Source organism: Kitasatospora sp. NE20-6 (assembly GCF_045862635.1).
The window spans coordinates 70,317-91,343 of sequence record NZ_BPRL01000039.1 but is presented as its reverse complement, the minus strand read 5'-3'; the positions used below and the strand labels follow the sequence as shown (position 1 = coordinate 91,343).

The 21,027-nt window shown below is 75.9% G+C and carries 25 protein-coding genes, 1 tRNA gene and 1 riboswitch; of the genes, 14 read left to right on the top strand and 12 right to left on the bottom strand.

The window, feature by feature from the left end; genetic code table 11:
- The first annotated feature begins 21 nt into the window (after nt 1-21).
- Both SNE206_RS25295 and SNE206_RS25290 read left to right on the top strand, forming a co-directional pair.
- Nucleotides 22-95: transfer RNA gene (locus SNE206_RS25295), tRNA-Met, on the top strand.
- 534 nt (nt 96-629) lie between these two features.
- Nucleotides 630-1,637 (top strand): hypothetical protein, encoded by a 1,008-nt coding sequence (locus tag SNE206_RS25290; RefSeq protein ID WP_407915785.1) that lies wholly within the window; start codon nt 630-632, stop codon nt 1,635-1,637.
- Here the strand turns inward: SNE206_RS25290 and SNE206_RS25285 are convergent.
- From SNE206_RS25285 to SNE206_RS25275, 3 genes are all read right to left on the bottom strand, one after another.
- On the bottom strand, nt 1,621-2,409 hold the full coding sequence (locus SNE206_RS25285; RefSeq protein WP_407915784.1) for a hypothetical protein: 789 nt from the start codon (nt 2,407-2,409) through the stop codon (nt 1,621-1,623). The two genes, SNE206_RS25290 and SNE206_RS25285, sit on opposite strands and share 17 nt — an antisense overlap.
- An 84-nt stretch (nt 2,410-2,493) precedes the next feature.
- Complete coding sequence (locus SNE206_RS25280) at nt 2,494-3,213, bottom strand: sensor domain-containing protein (RefSeq protein ID WP_407915783.1); 720 nt, start codon at nt 3,211-3,213, stop codon at nt 2,494-2,496.
- Nucleotides 3,214-3,317: 104 nt separating this feature from the next.
- Entirely contained in the window at nt 3,318-3,914 is a 597-nt protein-coding gene (locus SNE206_RS25275; RefSeq protein ID WP_407915782.1) for a GNAT family N-acetyltransferase, read from the bottom strand.
- Between the two features lie 80 nt (nt 3,915-3,994).
- Here SNE206_RS25275 and SNE206_RS25270 point away from each other — a divergent pair, with 80 nt between their 5' ends.
- Nucleotides 3,995-4,885, top strand: a complete 891-nt coding sequence (locus SNE206_RS25270) for a hypothetical protein (protein ID WP_407915781.1) — start codon at nt 3,995-3,997, stop codon at nt 4,883-4,885.
- 10 nt (nt 4,886-4,895) lie between these two features.
- Here SNE206_RS25270 and SNE206_RS25265 read toward each other — a convergent pair whose 3' ends face one another.
- The gene (locus SNE206_RS25265) at nt 4,896-5,672 is read right to left on the bottom strand and encodes a M23 family metallopeptidase (protein ID WP_407915780.1); all 777 of its coding nucleotides are present in this window, start codon (nt 5,670-5,672) and stop codon (nt 4,896-4,898) included.
- Between the two features lie 11 nt (nt 5,673-5,683).
- Nucleotides 5,684-5,844, bottom strand: a riboswitch (cyclic di-AMP (ydaO/yuaA leader).
- A 223-nt stretch (nt 5,845-6,067) separates the two neighbouring features.
- Here SNE206_RS25265 and SNE206_RS25260 point away from each other — a divergent pair.
- Entirely contained in the window at nt 6,068-6,358 is a 291-nt protein-coding gene (locus tag SNE206_RS25260; protein WP_405012102.1) for a YiaA/YiaB family inner membrane protein, read from the top strand.
- A 31-nt stretch (nt 6,359-6,389) separates the two neighbouring features.
- Here SNE206_RS25260 and SNE206_RS25255 read toward each other — a convergent pair whose 3' ends face one another.
- A complete protein-coding gene (locus SNE206_RS25255; RefSeq protein WP_407915779.1) occupies nt 6,390-6,611 on the bottom strand; it encodes a tautomerase family protein in 222 nt (73 codons plus the stop codon).
- Between the two features lie 174 nt (nt 6,612-6,785).
- On the opposite strand from SNE206_RS25255, the gene SNE206_RS25250 reads away from it, so the two are divergent.
- The 9 genes from SNE206_RS25250 to SNE206_RS25210 all read left to right on the top strand — a co-directional run bounded on the left by SNE206_RS25250 (nt 6,786) and on the right by SNE206_RS25210 (nt 13,405).
- Nucleotides 6,786-6,971: a hypothetical protein gene (locus tag SNE206_RS25250; protein WP_407915778.1), complete on the top strand. Its 186-nt coding sequence runs from the start codon at nt 6,786-6,788 to the stop codon at nt 6,969-6,971.
- 192 nt (nt 6,972-7,163) lie between these two features.
- The gene (locus SNE206_RS25245) at nt 7,164-7,589 is read left to right on the top strand and encodes a PaaI family thioesterase (protein WP_407915777.1); all 426 of its coding nucleotides are present in this window, start codon (nt 7,164-7,166) and stop codon (nt 7,587-7,589) included.
- A gap of 195 nt (nt 7,590-7,784) precedes the next feature.
- The gene (locus SNE206_RS25240; protein WP_407915776.1) at nt 7,785-8,000 is read left to right on the top strand and encodes a hypothetical protein; all 216 of its coding nucleotides are present in this window, start codon (nt 7,785-7,787) and stop codon (nt 7,998-8,000) included.
- A gap of 213 nt (nt 8,001-8,213) precedes the next feature.
- Complete coding sequence (locus SNE206_RS25235) at nt 8,214-9,575, top strand: sensor histidine kinase (RefSeq protein ID WP_407915799.1); 1,362 nt, start codon at nt 8,214-8,216, stop codon at nt 9,573-9,575.
- Nucleotides 9,556-9,972, top strand: coding sequence for a roadblock/LC7 domain-containing protein (locus SNE206_RS25230; RefSeq protein ID WP_407915775.1), 417 nt, complete (start codon nt 9,556-9,558; stop codon nt 9,970-9,972). The genes SNE206_RS25235 and SNE206_RS25230 overlap by 20 nt, the downstream gene beginning before the upstream one ends.
- Entirely contained in the window at nt 9,969-10,337 is a 369-nt protein-coding gene (locus SNE206_RS25225) for a DUF742 domain-containing protein (protein WP_407915774.1), read from the top strand. The genes SNE206_RS25230 and SNE206_RS25225 overlap by 4 nt, the downstream gene beginning before the upstream one ends.
- Nucleotides 10,315-10,917 (top strand): GTP-binding protein, encoded by a 603-nt coding sequence (locus SNE206_RS25220; RefSeq protein WP_407915773.1) that lies wholly within the window; start codon nt 10,315-10,317, stop codon nt 10,915-10,917. Before SNE206_RS25225 ends, SNE206_RS25220 begins: the two co-directional genes overlap by 23 nt.
- Nucleotides 10,914-12,332, top strand: a complete 1,419-nt coding sequence (locus SNE206_RS25215; RefSeq protein ID WP_407915772.1) for a cytochrome P450 — start codon at nt 10,914-10,916, stop codon at nt 12,330-12,332. Before SNE206_RS25220 ends, SNE206_RS25215 begins: the two co-directional genes overlap by 4 nt.
- Entirely contained in the window at nt 12,224-13,405 is a 1,182-nt protein-coding gene (locus SNE206_RS25210) for a cytochrome P450 (RefSeq protein WP_407915798.1), read from the top strand. Before SNE206_RS25215 ends, SNE206_RS25210 begins: the two co-directional genes overlap by 109 nt.
- A 52-nt stretch (nt 13,406-13,457) precedes the next feature.
- Here SNE206_RS25210 and SNE206_RS25205 read toward each other — a convergent pair whose 3' ends face one another.
- The 5 genes from SNE206_RS25205 to SNE206_RS25185 all read right to left on the bottom strand — a co-directional run bounded on the left by SNE206_RS25205 (nt 13,458) and on the right by SNE206_RS25185 (nt 18,654).
- Entirely contained in the window at nt 13,458-14,042 is a 585-nt protein-coding gene (locus SNE206_RS25205) for a TetR/AcrR family transcriptional regulator (protein ID WP_405012112.1), read from the bottom strand.
- 94 nt (nt 14,043-14,136) lie between these two features.
- A complete protein-coding gene (locus SNE206_RS25200) occupies nt 14,137-16,395 on the bottom strand; it encodes a YhgE/Pip family protein (RefSeq protein WP_407915771.1) in 2,259 nt (752 codons plus the stop codon).
- Nucleotides 16,382-17,185: an ATP-binding cassette domain-containing protein gene (locus SNE206_RS25195; protein ID WP_407915770.1), complete on the bottom strand. Its 804-nt coding sequence runs from the start codon at nt 17,183-17,185 to the stop codon at nt 16,382-16,384. Before SNE206_RS25195 ends, SNE206_RS25200 begins: the two co-directional genes overlap by 14 nt.
- 98 nt (nt 17,186-17,283) lie before the next feature.
- Nucleotides 17,284-18,108 carry an isocitrate lyase/phosphoenolpyruvate mutase family protein gene (locus tag SNE206_RS25190; protein ID WP_407915769.1) on the bottom strand — a complete coding sequence of 275 codons (825 nt, stop codon included), beginning with the start codon at nt 18,106-18,108 and terminating at the stop codon, nt 17,284-17,286.
- Nucleotides 18,109-18,174: 66 nt separating this feature from the next.
- Nucleotides 18,175-18,654 (bottom strand): carboxymuconolactone decarboxylase family protein, encoded by a 480-nt coding sequence (locus tag SNE206_RS25185; protein ID WP_407915768.1) that lies wholly within the window; start codon nt 18,652-18,654, stop codon nt 18,175-18,177.
- 49 nt (nt 18,655-18,703) lie between these two features.
- Here SNE206_RS25185 and SNE206_RS25180 point away from each other — a divergent pair, with 49 nt between their 5' ends.
- Nucleotides 18,704-20,125 (top strand): PLP-dependent aminotransferase family protein, encoded by a 1,422-nt coding sequence (locus SNE206_RS25180; protein ID WP_407915767.1) that lies wholly within the window; start codon nt 18,704-18,706, stop codon nt 20,123-20,125.
- A gap of 68 nt (nt 20,126-20,193) precedes the next feature.
- On the opposite strand, the gene SNE206_RS25175 is transcribed toward SNE206_RS25180, so the two are convergent.
- A complete protein-coding gene (locus SNE206_RS25175; RefSeq protein WP_407915766.1) occupies nt 20,194-20,343 on the bottom strand; it encodes a DUF6126 family protein in 150 nt (49 codons plus the stop codon).
- A 43-nt stretch (nt 20,344-20,386) separates the two neighbouring features.
- Nucleotides 20,387-20,977 carry a helix-turn-helix domain-containing protein gene (locus tag SNE206_RS25170; protein ID WP_407915765.1) on the bottom strand — a complete coding sequence of 197 codons (591 nt, stop codon included), beginning with the start codon at nt 20,975-20,977 and terminating at the stop codon, nt 20,387-20,389.
- Nucleotides 20,978-21,027 lie beyond the last annotated feature (50 nt).

The following is a 21,027-nucleotide window of genomic DNA, read 5'->3' as shown; positions in this document are numbered from 1 at the left end:
CCGTAGGGTGGTGTTCACCGACGCGGGGTGGAGCAGCTCGGTAGCTCGCTGGGCTCATAACCCAGAGGTCGCAGGTTCAAATCCTGTCCCCGCTACTCAGTAGCACGAAGGCCCGGCAGATCCGTCTGCCGGGCCTTCGGCCTTTTTCATCGAAAATCCGTTGCCCCTCCCGCGGGTGCGTGCCTAAGGTGGCCGCACACTGAAAGGAGGTGATCCTGAATTGAGTTCCATCAGGATGCGTGAGGTGGCTGCTCGCTAGAGCCGCCCCTGCCTGTGGCAGTAGGAGGCCTGACGGCCTCCGGCGGCAGGCGCAGACCCAAGCAGTCACCCGGCCCGTGGACTCACCGGTACATCCCCGGTGCCTCGCGCGTGCGGCCCTCAGGGGCGGCACGTCGAGGAGACAGTCCACGGGCCGTCTGCATGTCCGGGCCCGGCCGCCCACCGTCCGCCGTACGCCGCCCGTCGCGGGCCCGTCGTCCGCCGTCCGTCGCGGCCCGCCGCCGGGAACGGCCCCGGCCGGCGACCTCCCGGAGTGATCGGGCGGTCCGCTACAGTCACTGCGGACCGTCGGACCGTGGGTGGGGAGTGGCTCGGTGGAGCTGGAGCACGGGGGGCAGCCGGGACCGGCTGTGAGGTACGGGCTGGCCGGGGTGGTCGGTGCAGGGCTCGTGGGGCTGGTGCTGCACGCCCTGGCGAGCGAGCACGGTGTGCGGGCGCTCGGCGGAGGCCTGATCGTCGCGGCGACCTTCGCGGTCGGCGGCGGCCTGCTCGGCTTCCTGTTCGGCATCCCGAAGCTGCTGACCAGCGGCGCGGCCGCGGACCCGGACGACCGGGGCGCGACCTCCACCGCGGGCTACGCCCCGAACACCAACCTGGAGCAGGTCTCCGACTGGCTCACCAAGATCCTCCTCGGCGCGGGCCTCACCCAGATCGGCTCCCTTCCGCACCGGCTGCGGCAGCTGGGCGACGCGCTCGCCCCGGCCGTCGGCGGCGGGTCGGGCGCCGCGGGGTTCGCCGCCTCGCTCGCCGTGTACTTCACGATCCTCGGCTTCCTGGCGGGCTGGCTGCTGACCCGGCTGCTGCTGGCCCGGGCGCTGTCGGCCGCCGACCGGCAGACGCTCGCCGACTCGGTGAACCAGACCGTGCTGGCGGCCGAGACCCTCAACTTCAGCCCGCAGCAGGTGCGCGACCTCTTCGGCACGGGCGTGGAGGGCCTGCGGGTGCAGGCCCTCGCGCTGCTCCAGGGCAAGCCCGACCCCGAGAACGTCGACCTGGTGGTGGCGGCGATCGACCGGCACCTGTCGCCGTTCGAGCTGCTGCAGGCGCTGATGGCCGCGCGGGCGATGGCGGCGCAGTCGTCGCTCTCCGCCGAGCAGCGGGCGGCGCTGCGGGCGGCGGTCGCCTACAAGGTCCGCAACACCCGGAACGTGCCGCCGTACTCGCGCCGGAAGTCGGTCGCGGACGAGATCCTGCGGGTGCTGCCGGCCCCGGCCGCGGCCGCAGAACCCACTGAACCCACCGGGCCGTCCGGGCCTTCCGGTTCTGCAGCGCCGCAGGCCGCCGGGACGGCGGAGGCGCCCGCCGGGCCGGTCGTCCCGGCCCAGGTGCAGGCACCGGACGTCACCACCACGTCCTGAGGCCCGGGGCCGCAACGGCCCTTGTCCCGGTCGGCGCACTTGTCCCGGCCGGCGCACTTGTCGCGGACGGGCGGATGCCCGCCCGGCGGCGTACGGCCCGTCCGCGTACGGCCCGCAGGCGGAGGATCCGCCGGGGCCGTCCGGCCACCCGGTGCACCTCGATCCCGCTGGCCACCCCGTGCCGGCCGAGCTCGGCCCGCAGGGCGTCCAGCTGCGGGCAGCGGCGGCCGGCGCCGTCGTGCAGCGGGTGCACCCGCACCTCACCGGCCGGGTCGGTGACCCGGACGAGTTCCAGCAGGGCGTCGCGCCGGCCTTCCGGGGTGAAGTGCTCCGGGTGCGCGAAGAGCAGGTACGAGCTGAGGGTGAGGGCGAACACCCCGTCGGCGAACGGCAGCTGCGGCAGGGCCGCGGCGACGTACCGCTCCGGGTGGGCGGTGCGGTCGGCGGCGAAGAGCGTCCGGGCCCGGTCCCAGCTGCGCAGGTACTTCTCGGGGTGCAGCTGCGGGCGGGCCGGGTAGAGCCGCGGGCTGGTGCGCATCGCCTCGGCCATGACGTCGCGGCCGGTGCGGGCGAGGGCCAGCAGGTCGGCCGGCGGCAGCGCGTAGAGCGGGTCGGCGGCGACGACCTCGCAGCCCAGGGCGCGGGCCTCGGCGGCGAGCGCGGCGGCGCCGCCCGGGCAGTCCAGCACGGGGCCGGGCAGGCTGTGCAGGGCGGCGCGGGTGAGACCGAAGAAGCCGCAGTACTCGTCGAGGGGGCGGGACGTCACCAGCACGGCGGGCTCCCTCGGCGGGCGGCGGGGGTACCGGCCCATCGGACCACGGGCCGCGGGGGTGCGCATCCGCGGCCCGGCCGGGGTTCAGCGGGCGGCGAGCAGGCCGCGGGCGGCGGCCCGCTGCACCGCGGTGAGCCCGCGGACCAGTACGGGGGTGAGCAGGACCAGCAGCAGGCCCACGGCGGAGAGCGCCGCGATCTGGGCGGGCGAGGTGACGTAGTACCGGTGGTGGCCGCTGCCGTTGGTGTAGTCGTAGAGCTGGTAGCCCGGCCAGTCGGTGTAGCGGGCGAAGACCCAGTGGTAGAGCGGGTAGAGGGCGACCACCCAGCCGGTGACCAGGAAGGTCAGGGTGACGGTGAAGGTCAGCACCGCCCACGGGAACATGAGCACCTGGTGCAGGGCGGCCCGCCAGCCGGCGCCGTCCGCGAGGCGGGCGGTGATCCCGCCCCACACGCCCCGCCGGGTCGGCCGGACGGGCTCCGGGGCCGCGAGCGGGGTGCCCAGCAGGACGCGGACGCGGTGGAGCTCGAAGGCGCCGAGGCCGCGCGCGACGATCGTCAGCAGGGCGAGGAGCGGCAGTCCGGTGACGGTGGGCAGCAGGCCGGTGCCGACGGAGAAGAGCGTCACCGTGAGGACGAACCCGGCGATCGCGAGCGGCAGCGAGCTGAGCGCGAAGCCGATCTCCCGGTAGGTCACGGCGGAGAACGGTGCCCGCAGGAACCCGGGCCGGCGCGGGGTGTCCGTCGGGTCGGCGGCGTGGACGGACACCGGCCGGGCGGCGGCGGGCAGTGGCTGGGCGGTCATGGCGAGGTCCCCTCGGTGGTGTCGCGGTGTGACGACGTCCACGGTGCCGGAGCCGGCGGCCGGGGGTAATCCGGCCTGCTGCCCGGTCCGGGGTGGGGCTCTCCCTACCCCCGTGCTGCGGACGGCCGCCCCCACTCGTCCTCCAGCAGGGAGAACAGCAGCGAGTCGTGCCAGGCCCCGCGCAGGTGGAGGTCGTGGCGGATGCGCCCCTCGGGCCGGAACCCCGCCCGGGTGAGCACCCGCACGGAGGCGGTGTTGGCGGGGTCGACGCGGGCGGCGAGCCGGTGCAGACCGAGCGTGCCGAAGGCGAACCCGCACAGCAGCGCGGTGATCTCGCCCGCGTAGCCGTTGCCCCAGGTGTCGCGGCGCAGCGCGTAGCCGAGGGAGGCGGCACGGTCGCCTTCGAGGCCGAGGACGGCGTTGCCGACGGGCGCCGGGTCGTGGCCGTCGGCACGGAGGGTGACGGCCAGGCGGTAGGCGGTGCGCGGTTCCTGCCGGGCCTCGTCGAGGTAGAGCTCGATCTGGTCGGCGCACTCCTCCTCGTCCTGCGACTCGAAGGGCAGGTACCGGGCGGTCTCCGGGTCGCCGAACACCGCGTGGAGGGCGGCGACGTCGTCCGGGGCGAGGCGGAACTCGCGGACGGCGAGGCGGGGGCCCTCCAGGTGGACCGGGTGCACCGTGCGGACGGGGGCCGGGGTCATGGCGGCCGACCCTACCCTGCGGGCGGCCGACAGGGCGGCCGGGCCGCGCGGCAGGGGGCGCACCGGCTACCGTACGGGGCGTGGACGACGAAGACCTGCAGCTCATCCCCCGTACCCGCACCGAGGAGCTGCTCGCCTGGGCGGAGGCCGAGGGCCTGCCCCCGGTGCCGGAGGAGGCCGTACGGGCGGTGCTGACGCTGCTCGAACTGGGTGGCGCGCCGCTGCACGACGGCTGGCCCGAGCTGGGGTCGGCGGTGGTGGAGCAGCTGCTGCACGAGCGGCTCCACCTGTACGTGCAGCCCTGGGCCGGGCCGGAGGCGTACGGGGCGGCGGTGCGGCTGCTCATCGACCGCCAGCGGGCTGCGCGGCGGCTCAACGCGAAGCGGTGGGAGCGCCTGCACGCCGAGGCGGAGTGGCAGGGCGAGCTGCTGGGCACGCTGCTGCGCCGGCCGCAGCTGCTCACCTGGCCGCGGCTGTACACCCTGCTGCTGCAGGCCGACGGGGTGGAGACCGGCGACGTCGACGCGGTGCGGGACTGGCTGGACGCGTTCCGCGCGCTGGCGCCGGAGGAGCGCGTCGCGGCGTACGCGGCCCTGGTGGACGCCGGCACGCTGGACGCCATGGAGGACGCGGACGGCGGGCTCGGCTGGGGGCCGGCGCACCTGCTGGCGATCGGCATGGCCACGGACGGCGCGCGGCGGCTGCTGGAGTACGGGCTGATGCGGCGCAGCTACCGCAATCTGGCCGGGCTGACCGCGCTGGGCGAGCCGATGCCGCCCGAGCTGTCGGGCGGGTTCGAGGAGTTCGAGCAGGTGGCGGAGGACGGCGCGCTGTGGCTGTGCGGCGACTGGACGCTGCCGGGCCTGCCGGAGCTGCTGCTGTGGGAGTACCCGGACCTGGCGCCGGAGCCGGGCACGGCCGAGCTGCAGGCCTACGCGGACGCCGCCCGGGACGAGCCGGGCGGCGTGTAGGCGGGGGCCGTTACGGCTGGACGCCGTGCGAGCGGAGCCAGCCGAGCGGGTCGACCGGTGCGCCGCCGCCGGGCCGTACCTCCAGGTGGAGCCTGGCGGTGGTGACGGTGCCGGTGGCGCCGACCGCGCCGAGGACGGCGCCGCGCTCGGCGCGGCCGTCGGTGGCGGCGAGGCGGGAGAGGTGGCAGTACCAGATCTCGGTGCCGTCGGGCAGGGTCTGGACGACGCGGTAGCCGTACGAGCCGGCCCAGCCGGCGGAGGTGACGGTGCCGGCCGCGACGGCGGTGACCGGGGTGCCGGCGGGGGCCTCGAAGTCGAGGCCGGTGTACAGGTGGGCCCAGGTGCTGGACTGGCCGTACGGCGTGCCGAGGGTGTAGCCGGTGGTGGGCAGCGCGAGCGCGGCGTCGTCGACGGCGGCCTGGGCGGCGCGGCGGGCCTCGGCCTCCTGCGCGGCGGCGAGCCGGGCGGCCTCGTCGGCGGCGGTGCGGCGGTTGTCGGCCTGCTGCTGGATGCGGGCGGCGAGGGCGAGACCGGGATCGGCGGCGGTGTCGGCGGCCTCGTCGGGCGCGGACACGGCGGGTTCGGCCGCGGCGGCGGGGCCTGCGGCGGCGGCGGTCAGGCCTGCGGCGCCGAAGGTGGCGGCCATGGTGGCCGTGACGCCGAACAGCGGGCTGGTGCCCCTGGTCTGACGGGGCATCCGGTGGCGGGCCTGGTCGGCCTGCTCACGCGGGTGGTCGAGGAGCTGGGTGGCTGCGGCGGTGGGCTCCGCCGAGTGCGTCGACGCCACGGAGGCGCACTCCTTTCCTTCCCTCTCGCCGACCGGGTTAGCTGACGGGTTCGGAGCAGGAAGGTCTCCTACGGCTGGGCCTGGGCCCGGCCGATTCACCCCAAGGAACGTGGTTCCCCGGCTCCCGGGCCCACCGGCGAAGGCAGACCGCGGGATTGAGCGACACGCGCACGGTGCCGAGTCGGTACGGCGTTGCCGACCGCGCTGCGTTATCAAACGTTAATGCTATGCCTGCCTTGATTCCAAGCGCCTGAGCCGGTTGATTCGTTCGGTCTACGCGAGGAATGGGCGATTTGCGATGGTTTGCCAGGGGGCCGGTCACGGAGGGTGAACGAGCTGCGAAGCTGAGTACCCGTACTCATGCCGGTCGGGCCCGCCTCCGGGACGCTGCCGTCATGAGCGCACCGATCCAGTCCCGCACCACGGCCGCCTACTACGCGCAGGCCGTCCTCTCGTTCGCCCTCGCGACGGCCGCCCTCGCGATCGGGATCGCCTACCTGCCGGTCGACGCGTGGATGCGCGCCTTCCTGGCCGTCGCCCTGCTGTACGTGATCACCTCGGCGTTCACGCTGGCGAAGGTCGTCCGCGACCGCCAGGACGCCGGCGCGATCACCTCCCGGGTCGACCAGGCCCGGCTCGACCGGCTGCTGGCCGAGCACGACCCGTTCAAGGTCGACGGCATCTGAGCCGACGGGCACCCCGCCGGGCCGACCGCGCTCAGTCCGCGGCACCACCGGGGCCGGCGGCCGTCCGGGCCCGGGCGGCGAGGGTCTCACCGCCGATCGCCCAGTTCTCGGCGGGCACCTCCTCGATGGCCACCCAGATCTTGTCCGCGGCCAGGCCGGTGGCCCGGGCGTAGGCGTCGGTGAGGGCGCGGGCGATCTCGGCGCGCTGCTCCTCGGTGCGGCCGGCCAGCTGCTTGACGGTGATGAAGGGCACGGGGTCTCCCGGTTCGGCGGTGCGGCCGGTCCACCGGCCGGGCGCACGGTACCGCAGGGCCCGCCGGCACCCCGCGGACGGCGGCGGACGGCGGCGGACGGCGGCGGACGGGCCGCCCGCACGCCGGCGGGGGCCGGGCCGTGACCCCCTGCCGCGCCGCGCGTTGTGCAGGGCATGAAGAAGCGCAGCATGCTCGCCTTTGCCTCCCTCGCCGTCGGCGTCGTCGCCTCGCTGACCGCACCCAGCGCCCACGCGGACGGGCAGCAGCACCGCATCGGCGACGCCAGGGCCGTGACCGGCAGCGAACTGCCCGACACCGGTGCCGACGACCGGGCGGACGGCGACGCCGACCTCGTCTGACTCCTTCCCGCGGGCGCCCACGCCCGCCCCGGGGCCCGTACGCCCCCGGCACCGAGGCCCGCGCCGCCGCGCGGGCCTCGGTGCTTTCCTGCGCCGGGGCGCCCCGCCGGCCGGGGCGAGGGTTGACGCCGGGCCGGTCGCCGACGGAGGGTTCAGGGAGCCCCGCCCGCACCCGCGCACCTGGACCGCCGCATGGAAACGCTCACCGACCGGCTCCGCAGCAACCTCACCGGTCAGCCGCTGCTGGCGACCCTCGGCGTCGAGATCGTCGAGCTGGCCCGCGGCCGGGTGGTGCTCGACCTGCCCGTCCGCCCCGGGGTGACCCAGCAGAACGGGTTCGTCCACGCGGGCGCGATCTCCACCCTGGCGGACGCGGCGGCCGGTGCGGCCGCGCTCTCCCTGATGCCCGAGGGCAAGGACGTGCTGAGCGTCGAGTTCAAGCTCAACCTGCTCAGCCCCGGCGTCGGCGAGCGGCTGCGGGCGACCGGCACCGTCGTGCGCAGCGGACGCACCATCACCGTCGTGGGGGCCGAGATACGGTCCGTGACCGCCGGGGTTCCGGGCAAGGAGGTCGCGCTGCTGCAGGGCACGATGATCGCGGTCGACTCCGCCCCGTGACGGCGGTCCGGGCGATCCGGGTGGGCGATCCGGGTGGGCGATCCGGGCGATCGGTACCGATTCGGGTGGGTTCCGAGACCGTCCCGTCGCCGAACCGCGACAAGAATTGCAGTCCTGCGGGGTAGGTGTCGCAGGGACGGCACGAGCCCGGTCCGCCTCCGGCGGCATCCGGCAGGAGACGAAGGACGTGGAGAGATGACGCAGACGGCCCGGACGGCTCCGCCCGCCACCGGATTCATCCCGGGACAGCGCCCGTCGGTCGAGCCTCCGTCCGCGGGCTCCGGGGCCGTCCGGGCCGACGGCGTCGGCGCGACGCTCCGCCGGGCCTTCGCGGTCGCCCGCGGGCTGCGCAGTCTGCGGCCGGTGGCGGCGCGTCCGCCGGAGCCGTACGGCGAGGTCGACGGTCAGTGAGGACGGCCCGCGGCCGGTGACGTCCGGGCTGTCCGGCGGGGTTCCGGCGCAGGTGGAGCGGGTGGTCCGGACCCGGGTCCGGGAGGTCGGCCCGGCGTCCGGGGTGACGGTCCGCCACCTGCCGGACGCGAGCCGTTGACGCGTGCAGCTCACCAATCCTGCGATCTGTTCACACTTTCGTAGGATCATCATCTTAGAATTCGCCGCGTGACGATGACTCAGTGGTGCGCGGCGGCAGCCGTTGTCCTCGCCGTCCTCGCGGTGCTCAGCGCCGCGCGCTACCGGGCCGTCGGGCTCACGCTGCGCCGGCGCCACGCACAGCAGCAGGACGAACTCGAATCCCTGCACGCACAGTTGGCGTCCGAACTGGCCCGGAGCAGCGCCGAACACGCCGCCGCCCGGCAGGAGCAGGACCACACCGCCGCCACCCAGCGCGCCTTCCTCAGCGTGGCGCGCCGCATCCTCGTCATGGCCCACGACCAGCAGGCCGGCCTCGACGAGATGGAGCGCACCCACGACGACCCGGCCCTGCTCGAAGGCCTCCTCAAGGCCGACCACGCCGCCGCCCAGCAGGCCCGCCTCGCCCAGACCCTCGCGGTGCTCTGCGGCGCCCGCGCCGGACGCCACTGGCCCGAACCCGTCTCCCTGGAGGACGTGGTGCGCGGCGCGCAGTCCCGCATCCTCCCGTTCCAGCGGGTCGTGGTGCGCAGCCGGCTGGAGACCGCGGTGATCGGCGCCGCCGCCGAGGCGCTCATCCACGCCGTCGCGGAGCTCCTCGACAACGCCACCCGCTACTCCCCGCCCAGCACCCAGGTCTTCGTCACCCTGCTGCCCGTGCACAACGGCGCCGTCGTCGAGATCGACGACGCCGGCGTCGGCATGCCCGAACAGGCCGTCGAGAAGGCCGCCGCCGCCCTCGCCGGAGGCGGCGGGCTGGAGGTGTCCCGGCTCGGCGAGGTGCCGCAGCTGGGCCTCGCCGCGGTCGGCCGACTCGCCGAGCAGTACGGCTTCCGGGTCACGCTCAGCTCCGCCCCCTCGCCGTACGGCGGCGTGCGGGTCGTCGTGCTGCTGCCCGGCGCCCTGCTCACCGACCCGCTGCCCGAGATGGGCGGCCCGGGCGCCCCGGCCCCGTACGCCGCGGCCCGGCCGTCCGCGGACCGTCCGCGCGCCCACCGGCCGCTCCCCGACGACACGTCCGCCGACCGCGCCCGCACCCGGCCCGACACCGTGGCCGCGGGCACCGCGGCAGCCGCGGCGGCCGACGCGGACGAGGCCGCCACCACCGCACCGGACGGCCCCCTGCCGCGCCGGTCCAACCGCCGGCACGCCGCCCCCGCGGCCGCCCGGCCGGACACCGTACCCGCCGCCGTCCCCGAACCGCCGCGCTCGGCGCGGGAGGCACAGGCGTTCATGGCGCTCTTCCAGGCCGGCACCGCGAGCGGACGGTCGGCCACCCTGCACCACCAGCCCCCCGGCTCCCCGGCCGAGCCCCCCACCGGGCCGGCCGGCACGCTCCCCGCCTCCCCCCAACAGCCCCTGCGGGCAGGAGACTCCTATGACCACCAGCAACCCTGACCTCGGCTGGCTCCTCACGGACATCGCCACCGTGCCCGAGGTGCAGCACGCCGTCGTGGTGTCCAACGACGGCCTGGAGATCGGCCGCAGCTCCGACATCGGCCGCGACGACGCCGAACGGCTCGCCGCGGCCTGCTCCGGCCTGCAGTCGCTCGCCCGCGGCGTGGCCCAGGGCTTCGGCGGGCGCACCAGCGCCACCCGGCAGATCGTCGTCGAGTACGGCGGCGGCTACCTGTTCATCGTCGCCGCCGGTGCCGGCACCCACCTCGCCGTCGTCACCGGCGAGGCCGTCGACGCGGGCCTCGTCGCCTACCAGATGCAGGTGCTGGTCGAGCGGATCGGCGCCCACCTGACGAGTCCGCCCCGGGTCGAGCAGCCGGCCGGGGACGCGCGATGAGCGGCCCCGTCCGGCCGTACGTCATCACCGGCGGACGGAGCCGGCCCAGCCGCAACGTGCTCGCCCTGGAGAGCCTGGTCTCCGCCGTGCCCGGTGCCGACACCTCCGGCGCCGAGCTCAACCGGGAACACCGGCGCATCCTCGCGCTCTGCGGGAGCCTGCTCGCCGTCGCCGAGATCTCCGCCCACCTGCACCTGCCGCTCAGCGTCGTGAAGGTGCTGGTCGGCGACCTCTGGGACCTCGGCGCCGTCCACGTCCTGCCCCCGGCGACCGCCGTCCACCGGTCGCCGGACGTCCCGCGGGCCGAGCGCCTGCCCACCGCGCTCCTGGAGGAGGTGCTCGTTGGCCTCCGCCAGCTCCGCTGAGCCTTCGTACCTGCCCGCCACCGTGCAGAGTGCCGTCAAGGTGCTCGTCACCGGCCCGTTCGGGGTCGGCAAGACCACCCTCGTCGGCTCGCTCAGCGAGATCACCCCGCTGCGCACCGAGGAGACCATGACGACGGCCGGCGCCGGCATCGACGACCTCACCGGCCGCGAGGGCAAGACCACCACCACCGTCGCCCTCGACTTCGGCCGGATCACCCTCAACCCGCGGCTCGCGCTCTACCTCTTCGGCACCCCGGGGCAGCAGCGGTTCTGGCCGCTGTGGGAGGACCTGTCCCGCGGGGCGCTCGGTGCCCTCGCCATCGTCGACAGCCGGCGGATCGGCGAGAGCTTCGACGTGCTCGGGCAGTTGGAGGAACAGGGCATCCCGTTCGCGGTGGTCGTCAACCTCTTCCCCGACTCCCCCCAGCACCCCGAGGACGAGCTGCGCACCGCGCTCGACCTGCTGCCCGACGTGCCGATCCTGCACTGCGACGTCCGCGACCGGCAGGCCGCGTACGACGTGCTGATCGACTTCGTCGCCCACCTGCACTCCACGTCCGTCCTGGAGCTCCAGACATGACCACGCCCCTGCCCGACGCCGGTCCGACCCCGCCGCCCGGCTGCCCGATGCACCGGGGCGCGGCGGCGCCGCTCTTCGGACCCGCCGTCGCCGACGACCCGCACGGGCTGTACGCCCGGCTCCGCGCGGAGCACGGGCCGGTCGCCCCGATCGAACTCGAACCCGGCGTCGAGGCCTGGCTCGTGCTCGGCTACCCGGAACTGCTCGAACTCACCCGCAACGAGCAGCTGTTCTCCAAGGACTCGCGGCGCTGGCGGGTGCCGAAGGAGGGCCGGCTCGCCGCCGACTCCCGGCTGCTGCCGATGACCTCCTGGCGGCCCACCCTGCTCAACCTGGACGGCGCCGAGCACCAGCGGCTGCGCGCCGCCGTGGCGGACACCCTGGCCCGGATCGACCACCGGCAGCTGCGCGCCACCACGGAGGCCGCCGCCAACGCGCTGATCGACAGCTGGGGGCCGGACGGCACCGCCGACCTCATCGCGCAGTACGCGCGGCGGCTGCCGCTGCTCGTCTTCACCCAGCTGCTCGGCCTGCCCGCCGAGGCCGGGCCCCATCTCATCGAGCTGATCAGCCACTTCGTCGACAGCAGCGAGAAGTCCGTCCGGGCGAACGCGGAGTTCCAGGCGATCCTGGTCGACCTCGTGCGCCGCCGCCGGGAGGAGCCCGGCGCCGACCTGACCTCCTGGCTGCTCGCGCACGACGCGGGTCTGAGCGACGAGGAGGCGGTGCACCACCTCGTGGTGATCCTCGTCGCCGGCAACGAGACCACCATCAACTGGACGGGCAACACGCTGCGGCTGCTGCTGACCGACCGCCGCTTCCGCAACACCCTGGCGGGCGGCCGGCTCAGCGTCTCCGACGCGCTCGACGAGGTGCTGTGGCGCGACCCGCCCACGCAGAACTTCCCCGGCCGGTGGGCGACGGGCGACACCGTGCTCGGCGGCCAGTACATCAGCGCCGGCGACATGCTGGTGCTCGGCCTGGCCGGCGCCAACGCCGACCCCGCCGTGCACGGGCCGGACGGCATCGGCGGCAACCGCGCGCACCTCGCGTGGGGTGCCGGGCGGCACGTCTGCCCGGCCCAGCACCCGGCCCGGCTGATCGTCGAGACGGCGGTCGAGACCCTGCTGCACCGCCTGCCCGACCTCCAGCTCGCCGTACCGGCACCCGAGCTGGCGTGGCGCCCCTCCCCGTGGTCGCGCGCCCTGGTCGATCTGCCGGTGCTGTACAGCGCGTTCACCCCGCCCCGCCCCACCGCCCCGCACGAAAGGCCGACATGGACACCGCCGCCCGTCCCGCCCCCGTCATCCTCGACCCCTTCGGCCGCGACCAGCACGGGGAGAACGCGCGGCTCCGCGAGGCCGGCCCTGCGGTCCTGGTGGAACTCCCTGGCGGGGTGGTGGTCTGGGCGATAACCCACCACGACACCCTGCAGGAGCTGCTGGCCGACCCGCGGGTCGGCAAGAACCCGCAGCTCTGGGAGACGTTCCGGGAGGGCCGGCTGCCCAAGGGCTGGCCGCTGGTCAACTTCGTGACGGTGCCCGGCATGATCACGGTCGACGGCGCCGACCACCGGCGGCTGCGCGCCCTCGTCACCCAGGCGTTCACCCCGCGCCGGATCGCCGAGCTCGCCCCCGCCATCCAGGCCCGCACCACCCGCCTCCTCGACGGACTCGCCCTGCTGGAGGGCGACTTCGACCTGCGCGAGCACTTCGCGTACCCGCTGCCGATGCAGGTCATCGGCGAGCTCCTCGGCCTGGAGGCCGCCCAGCAGGACGAGCTGCACGCGCTCTCCGACACGCTCGTCAGCAGCTCGGCCACCCCGGAGGCCGCGGTCGCCGCGCAGCAGGGGCTGTTCGCCCTGCTCGGCTCGGTGATCGCCGCGAAGCGGGAGCGTCCCGGTGACGACCTCACCACCGACCTCATCGCCGCCCGCGAGGCCGACGACCGGCTCACCGAACAGGAACTCGTCGGCACGCTGCTGCTGATGCTCGTCGCCGGCCACGAAACCACGCTCAACCTGATCACCAACGCGGTGCGCGCGCTGCTCGCCCACCCGGAACAGCTGGAGCTCGTCCGGAACGGGCAGGTGACCTGGTCGGCGGTGGTCGAGGAGACCCTGCGGTACGACTCGCCCGTCGGTCAGTTCCCGCTGCGCTACGCCGTCGAGGACATCGCGGTCGGCGACGTGGTGATCCGCCGCGGCGAGGCGCTGCTCGCCTCGTACGCCTCCGCCGGCCGGGACACCGGCCACTTCGCGGACGCGGACCGCTTCGACGTCACCCGGCACGCGGGCCGCCACCTGTCGTTCGGCCACGGCCCGCACTTCTGCCTCGGCGCGGGACTCGCCCGGATGGAGGCGGAGACCGCACTGAGCGGCCTGTTCGGCCGCTACCCGACCCTGGCCGCCGCGGACGGGCCCGCCCCGGAGCCGATCGCCTCGTTCGTCTCCAACAGCGTGCGGACGCTGCCGGTACGGATCGCCTGACCGCCCGGCCGCGGCCCGGCGGCGCGTTCGGCCGCCGGGCCGGGCCGCCGGGTCAGGCCGGGGTGATCCGGCCGTGCACCAGCCGGACGAGCGCCGCGTGCACGTCGTCCGCGGTGCGTTCCGGCTGGAAGGCCAGCCAGTCGAGGGCGACCACGAGCACCATGCCGAACAGCGCGGACGCGGTGAGCTGGGTGTCCAGGTCCGCGGAGAGCTGCCCGGCCCGGACGGCCTCGTCGAGCACCTCCGCGACCACCGCGACCGCGCCGTCCCGCATCAGCCGCAGCGAGTCGTGCCAGGTGCGGTTGGTGCGCCACGTCTCGGCGACGAAGAGCTGCGCGAACGCCGGGTAGGCGGCGATGAAGTCGAGGCCGGCCCGCATCATCGCGTCGACGCCCTCGATCGGCGGCCGGCCCTCGGCGGCCTTCCGCAGCGAGTCGGTGAGCAGCCCGGTGCCGTGCCGCAGCAGGCCCTCGAACAGCTCGGTCTTGCTGGCGAAGTTGTAGTAGACCGTGCCCTTGGCGACCTGCGCGCGTTCGGCGATCTCGTCCACGGTGGTGGCCGAGAAGCCCTGTTCGGCGATGAGGGTGACGGCGGCCTCGTACAGCTTCTGCCGGGTCGCGCTGCGGCGATCGCTCATGGGTGCTTCCGGGTGGGTGGGGGGATCGGGCCGGGCGGGCGGATCGTACCGCGCACCCGCCGCGGCCCGGCGGACCGCAGCGGCGGGCGGGCCGTCAGAGCGACAGCTCGGGGTGCAGGCGGGAGACCGTCCAGACCTGCCGGCCACGGGCGGTCAGCACGGTGAGGGCCAGCGCCCCCGCCCAGAACGCCAGCAGGACGAGACTGCCGGTGCGGACCACCGTGAGGTCGCCGCCGCTGATCAGCCGCCGCAGCCCGGCGACGACGTACGTCATCGGCAGGTACGGGTGGATCGCGTTGAAGAAGCCCGGGCTGGACTCCACCGGGTAGGTGCCGCCCGCCGAGGTGAGCTGCAGCATCAGCAGGGCCAGCGCGAGCAGCCGGCCCGCCGGGCCGAACCGGGCGTTGATCCACTGCATGACGGCGGTGAAGGCGAGCACGGTGAGCGCCAGGTAGGCCGCCACCCCGGCGGGGCGGGCCGTCTCCAGGCCGAGGCCGAAGTGCAGCACCGCGAGCAGGGCGGCGGCCTGCCCGAGCCCGAGTCCCGCCGCGGGCAGCCAGCCGGCGAACGCCACCCGCCAGGCGGGGCCGTTGGCGGCCAGGCCGCGCGGCGAGAGCGGCCGCAGCAGCATGTACGTGACCATGGCGCCGACCCACAGGGCGAGCGGGACGAAGTACGGGGCGAAGCCGGTGCCGTAGTCGGGGGCCTTGTTGAGCTCCTGACGGGCGAGGGCGACGGGGTCGCTCATGGCGGCGGCCCGGGCGGCCCGCTGGCCGTCGGTGTAGTCGGGGATCGCGTCCGTGCCGTCGCGCAGTCCCGCGGCGAGGCGGTCGGCGCCGCCGGCGAGTTCGCCGAGCCCGTCGTCGAGGCCGGCCGCGCCGGTGGCGAGGCGTCCGGCGGCGGAGTCGAGGGTGCCGGCGCCGTCGGAGAGCCGGTGGAGACCGCCGGTGAGGCTGCGGGCGCCGGTGTCGAGCCGGCCGAGGCCGGTGTCGAGGGTGCGCACGCCGGTGAGGGCCTGCGCGGTGCCCTGCCGGAGCCGGTCGGCGCCGTCGGCGACCTGGTGGGCGCCGTCGTCGAGCCGGTGGACCGCGGCGACCCGGGCGTCGAACTCGGCCGCGAGGTCGAGGCCGGCGAGCTGCCGGGCGAGCTTCTCGACGGTGGCGGCGTCGGCGGCCAGGCCGTCGAGCGCGGGTGCCACCTGCCGGACGAGGGCGTCGGCGCGTTCGGCGGTGGCGACGAGCCGGTGCCCCAGGTCGGAGAGGGCGGCCGCCGACCGGCAGTCGACGGCGCTGCCGCCCGGGGCCGGGGCCCCGCCGGGGCAGGCCCGCTCGTACGCGGTGTCGATCCGGGCGGAGAGGGCGCGGGCGTCGGCGAGGACGGCCGCGGACCGGCCCGGCAGGTCCTTCAGGCCGAGGGAGACCTCGTGGGCGGCGTCCGCGGTGGCCCGGGCGGCCACGCGGATCTGCTCGGGGTAGGCGTGCAGCAGCGGCGAGAGCTGACGGGCCGGCGGGTCGATCCGGTCGGTCAGCTGCCGGGTGCCGTCGGCGACCTGCCGGGCGCCGGTGGAGAGCCGGGCGAGGTTCTCGTCGATGCGGGTGATGCCGTCGGCGAGGTCGCCGCTGCCCTCCTTGGCGCGGTCGAGCCCGGCGGAGAGTTCGGCGGCGCCGGTGGCCGCCCGCTGCGTGCCGGTGGCGAGCTGCCCGGCGCCGGCCTTGGCGCGGGCGCTGCCGTCGGCGAGGGCGGCGGCACCGTCCTTGGCACGGGCGGCCCCGGCGTCGAGCCGGCCGGCGCCGTCGGCGGCCTCCCGGGTGCGGTCGTGGAGGTCGGAGAAGCCGAGGAAGATGCGGTCGTAGAAGGCGGCGGACGCCTTGGCGGAGGCGGCGGCCCGCACCTCGGCGAAGACGGTGCGGGAGATGGAGCCGACGATGTAGTTGTTGGAGTCGTTGGTGCGCACCTGCAGGGTGCCGTGCCGGGGGCTGTCGCCGTCGCTGCCGGCGATGGCGGCGCTGAAGTCGGCGGGCACGGTGAGCGTGAGGTAGTACCGGCCGGTGGCGAGGCCCTTCGCGGCGTCGTCCGCGGTGGTCTCCTGCCAGCCGAACGTGTGGCTCTGCTTCAGCTTCGCGGCGAGTTCGTGCCCGGCGTCGACCCTGGTGCCCTGCGCGGTGACGGCGCGGTCCTCGACGACGAGGGCGACGGGCAGCCGGTCGAGACGGCCGTACGGATCCCAGAACGACCAGAGGTAGAGCGCGCCGTAGAGCAGCGGCAGCAGGAGGAGGGCGGCCATCGCGGCGCGCGGCAGCCTGCCGCGGGCGAAGCGGCCGAGCTCCAGCCGGGCCAGGTCAAGCGTGCGCATCGGTGGTCTCCTCGTCGGACGCCGCGGGCTCGTCGGACCGGTCGCCGGCCGGGTCGCCGGCGGTGGCGGTGGCGGTGGCGGTGGCAGCAGGACGTTCGGGCGCGGCTGTGGGCGCGGTGTGCACGGTCAGGTCGGCCCGTTCGGCGGCGTGCGCGGTGTCGGTGGTGGCGACGACCACCGTGGTGCCGGTGTCGGCGACGGCGCGCAGGAGGTGCCAGGCGGCGTCGCGGTCGGCGCCGTGCAGGCGGTCGTCGACGTCGTCGGTGCAGATCAGGCGGGGTTCGCCGAGCAGGGCGAGGGCAAGGCCCAGGCGGAGCCGGTCGAGGGCGTCCAGCTCCCCCGCGGGGGTGCGGAGGCCCTGCGGGAGCCGGTCGGCGGGCAGCCCGGCGGCGGCGAGGGCGCGGGTCGTGCGGTCGGCCGTGGCGCGGCGGGAGGGCCGGGCGAAGGAGCGGCCGTGCAGGTGGATCCGTTCGCGCAGGTGGGCGCCGACGTCGAGCACGGGGTCGGGGTCGTTGACGCCGGGCACCGGTCCGAGGGCGGCGATCCGGCGGACGGCGGCGGCCCGGCCGGGCAGGGCGAGGCCGTCGATCTCGGCGTGGCCGCTGCTGGGGCGCATTCTTCCGGCGAGGGTGAGCAGGAGCGAGGTGCGGCCGGATCCGGCGGGCCCGGCGACGGCGACGAGCGCGCCCGGGGCGGCCTCGAAGCCGATGTCGCGGTAGACGGGGCCGCGTGGGCCGCGCAGTGACAGTGCGTCGGCGCGGACCGCGGCTCCCGCGGTGCGTTCCCCCATGACGTCCCCCCATTTTTAGACTGACTGGTCAGTCTAAAGAGTAGGGCGGGAACGCGGCGCGGCCCGGCCGAACCGGCCGGGCCGCGCTGTGAGATGGGTTACGCCGGGTGCGCCTGACCCCGCATCAGCGCGTTCGCCTCCCCGTACGTCAGCGAGGTCGCCAGCCCCGTGTACCCGCCGGTGCGGTAGAGCTCGCCCGCCGCCTCGCGGAGCGTGCCGTACGCGGCCAGCGCCGCCGCCGGGCCGAACGAGATCCGGGCCGCCCCGGCGGCGGCCAGCTCCGCCACGGACGGCGCGCCGGGCCCGGCCATCACGTTGAGCGGCGCCGGGATCGCGGCGGCGAGCGCCGCGACGGTCGCGATGTCGCGGACCCCGGGGACGAAGACGCCGTCGGCCCCCGCCGCCAGGTACTCCTTCGCCCGGCGGACGGCCTCGTCGAACCGCTCCTCCGGCGCGCCCAGGCCCAGCAGGTACCCGTCGGTGCGCGCGTTGACGTAGAGCGCCGTACCGGCCGCGTCGGCGGCGGCGCGCGCCGCGGCGATCCGCTCGGCGTGCTCGGCCGCACCGCGGGTGCCGTCCTCCAGGTTGACGCCCACCGCGCCGGCCGCGAGCACGGCCGCGACCGTCCGCCCGACCTCGGCGGCGCTCCCGCCGTACCCGCTCTCGATGTCCGCGGTGACCGGCACCGCGACCGACCGCGCGACCCGGGCGACCAGGGCCACCGCGGCGTCCCGGTCGAGCCCCTCGCCGTCGGGCACTCCGAGCGTCCAGGAGGCGGAGGCGCTGGCGGTGGCCACCGCCGGGGCGCCGGCCTCCACCACCAGGCGGGCGCCGAACGCGTCCCACACGTTCGCGAGCACCAGCGGGGTGCCGGGGCGGTGGAGGTCGTGGAACCGGCGGGCGAGATCCTGCTGCGTCGTCATGAGTACCAGCCTGTCGAAGGGCGGACCGCCGGACCGGCGGTTTGCGGACATGGACGGAAGGCGGCCTCAGCCCTGCTTGGGGGCCGGGCTGAGGCGGGTGGCGATGGCGATGCGGTTCCACGAGTTGATCGCGATGATCAGGGCGATCAGCTGGGCGAGCTCCTGCTGCGCGAAGTGCTTGGCGGCCTCGTCGTAGACGGCGTCCGGCACGTGCCCCCGGGTGACGAGCGTGACGGCCTCGGTGAGGGCGAGGGCGGCCCGCTCACGGGCGGTGTACCAGGGGGCCTCCCGCCAGGCCGGGAGGGTGGCGATGCGGTGCTCCTGCTCGCCGATCCTGCGCGCGTCGGTGACGTGCATGTCGAGGCAGAAGGCGCAGCCGTTGAGCGCCGAGGCGTGGATGCGGACGAGCTCGGCCAGGATCGGGTCGATGCCGGCCCGGGCCGCGCGGTCGAGGTCGACCATGCCGCGGTAGAACTCGGCGGCCTGCTCGGGCATCGAGAGGCGCTGGACGGGAGCGGGGACGTAGGCGGTGTCGTTCGTCGTCATGCCATCACCCTAGGAACGAAGTGGCCCCTCCCTGTGGTTCATTGGGCGCATGGATTCCTGGGCCACTTTCGGCGGCGACCTGCACCTCGACCTGACCGCGGGCCGCACCCGCGGCCTCGGCCTGCGGGCGGCACTGGAGGACGCGCTGCGCGAGGCCGTCCGCACCGGCCGGCTGGCCCGGGGCACCCGGCTGCCGTCCTCGCGGGAGCTCTCCCGTGATCTCGGCATCGCCCGCAACACCGTCGCCGAGGCGTACGCCCAGCTCGTCGCCGAGGGCTGGCTGGCCTCCCGCCAGGGCTCCGGCACGGTCGTGGCCGACCGCGGCACACCGTCCGACCCGGCGCCCCGGACGGTCGCGCCGCGCAGCCCCGCCGGCCGCCACGACCTCCTGCCGGGGCGGCCGGACCTCTCGCGGTTCCCGCGGTCCGCCTGGCTGGCCGCCGCCCGCCGGGCGCTGGCCTCCGCGCCGCACGAGGCGTTCGGCTACACCGACCCGCGCGGCCGGATCGAACTGCGCCGGGCCCTCGCCGACTACCTGGCCCGGGTCCGCGGCGTGCGGACCGACCCGGACCGGCTGGTGGTCTGCTCGGGGTACACGCAGGGCCTCGGCCTGCTGTGCGAGGTGCTGCGGGCGCAGGGGCACGGCAGCGTCGCGGTCGAGGAGTACGGGCTGCCGCTGCAGCAGGCGGTGATCGACGCCAAGGGCCTCGCCGTGGTCCCGCTGCCCCTGGACGGCGCCGGGGCCCGCACCGACCTGCTGCCCGGCACGGGCGCGGCGGCGGCCGTGCTGACGCCCGCGCACCAGTTCCCGACCGGGGTGGCGCTGCGGGCGGACCGCCGGGCGGCGGCGGTCGCCTGGGCCCGGGGGAGCGGCGGCCTGGTCGTCGAGGACGACTACGACGGCGAGTTCCGCTACGACCGGCAGCCCGTCGGGGCGCTGCAGGCCCTCGACCCCGAGCGGGTCGTCTACGCGGGCACCGCCAGCAAGAGCCTCGCCCCGGGGCTGCGGCTGGGCTGGCTGGCGCTGCCGGGATCCCTGGTCGGCCCGGTGGTCCGGCAGAAGGAGCTCGCCGACGGGCAGCACGCGGTGATCGACCAGCTCACGCTGGCCGAGCTGATCACGTCCGGGGCGTACGACCGGCACGTGCGGCGGAGCCGGCTGGTGTACCGGCGCCGCCGGGACCGCCTGGTGGCGGTGCTCTCCGAGAGGGCGCCCGAGGTGCGGGTCACCGGCATCTCGGCGGGGCTGCACGCGGTGCTGGAGCTGCCGCCCGGCTCCCTCGACGAGGAGGAGCTGGTGCGGCAGGCCGCGTGGCTCGGGCTGTCCCTGAACTCCGTGGGCTGGTGCCGCGCACCGGCGGCGGGCCCGGAGCCGGAGCGCCCGGCGTCCCTGGTGATCGGGTACGCCACCCCGCCGGACCACGGCTTCGAGGCCGCGCTGGACGCCCTGTGCACGCTCGTCCGGCTGTGAGGCCGGGCGGGCCGGGCATGTGCCCGGGCGGGCCCGGGCGGTCCCGGGCAGCAAAGGTGGTCGGCCGGTCAGCCGTTCTTCCGGGCTCCGATCTCGAAGAGGAGGATCACGAAGCCCGCGAAGACGTGGGTGGCGACCATGTAGATCGCGGCCCGGATCCAGACCCGGCGGTCGGTGCGCCGGCCGGCGTCGGTGGTGGTGGCGGTGGGCTGGGCCATGTCCGTCTCTCCTGGTGTGTCGGGTCGGATGCGGGGCGTCGGGTCAGATGCGGGGGGTGTCGCCGAGGCAGAGCGCGCCGCCGGGGCTCTGCAGCAGCGTGTGCAGGAAGAGCAGCTCGACCCCGCCGGGCGGTTCGGCGGCGATGCAGTGCGGGGTGAGCGAGTCGAAGTGCGCGGAGTCGCCCGCGTCGAGCAGGTGGACGCGGTCGCCGAGGGTGAGCCGCAGCCGTCCGTCCAGCACGTACAGCCACTCCTCGCCGGGGTGCACCCGGACGACGGCGTCCTGCACCGCGGGCGGCACCTGCACCCGCAGGGCCTGCAGGGCCCGGCCCTGCGCCCCGGCGCGCCGGTATCCCCAGCCGCCGGCGACCCCGGGCTCGATCGCGCCGCCGCGCACCACCGGGTCGGGTTCGCCGGGCTGTTCGCCGAGCAGCCCGGCGACGGTGGTGCCGTACGCACGGGCGAGGCCGAGCAGCACGGGCAGTGACGGCTGCCGCGCCCCGGTCTCCAGGCGGGACAGATACGCTGGGGAGAGGCCCACCCGGGCCGCCGCGCCCTCCAGCGTGAGCCGCCCGGCGAGCCGGTGCTCCCGCAGTCTCGCGGGGAGGCCCGCGACCTCCTGGTCGTCCGTCATGCGACCAGTGCACACCCGCCTCTGCCCGAGGGGCAAGCTCCTTGCCTCAG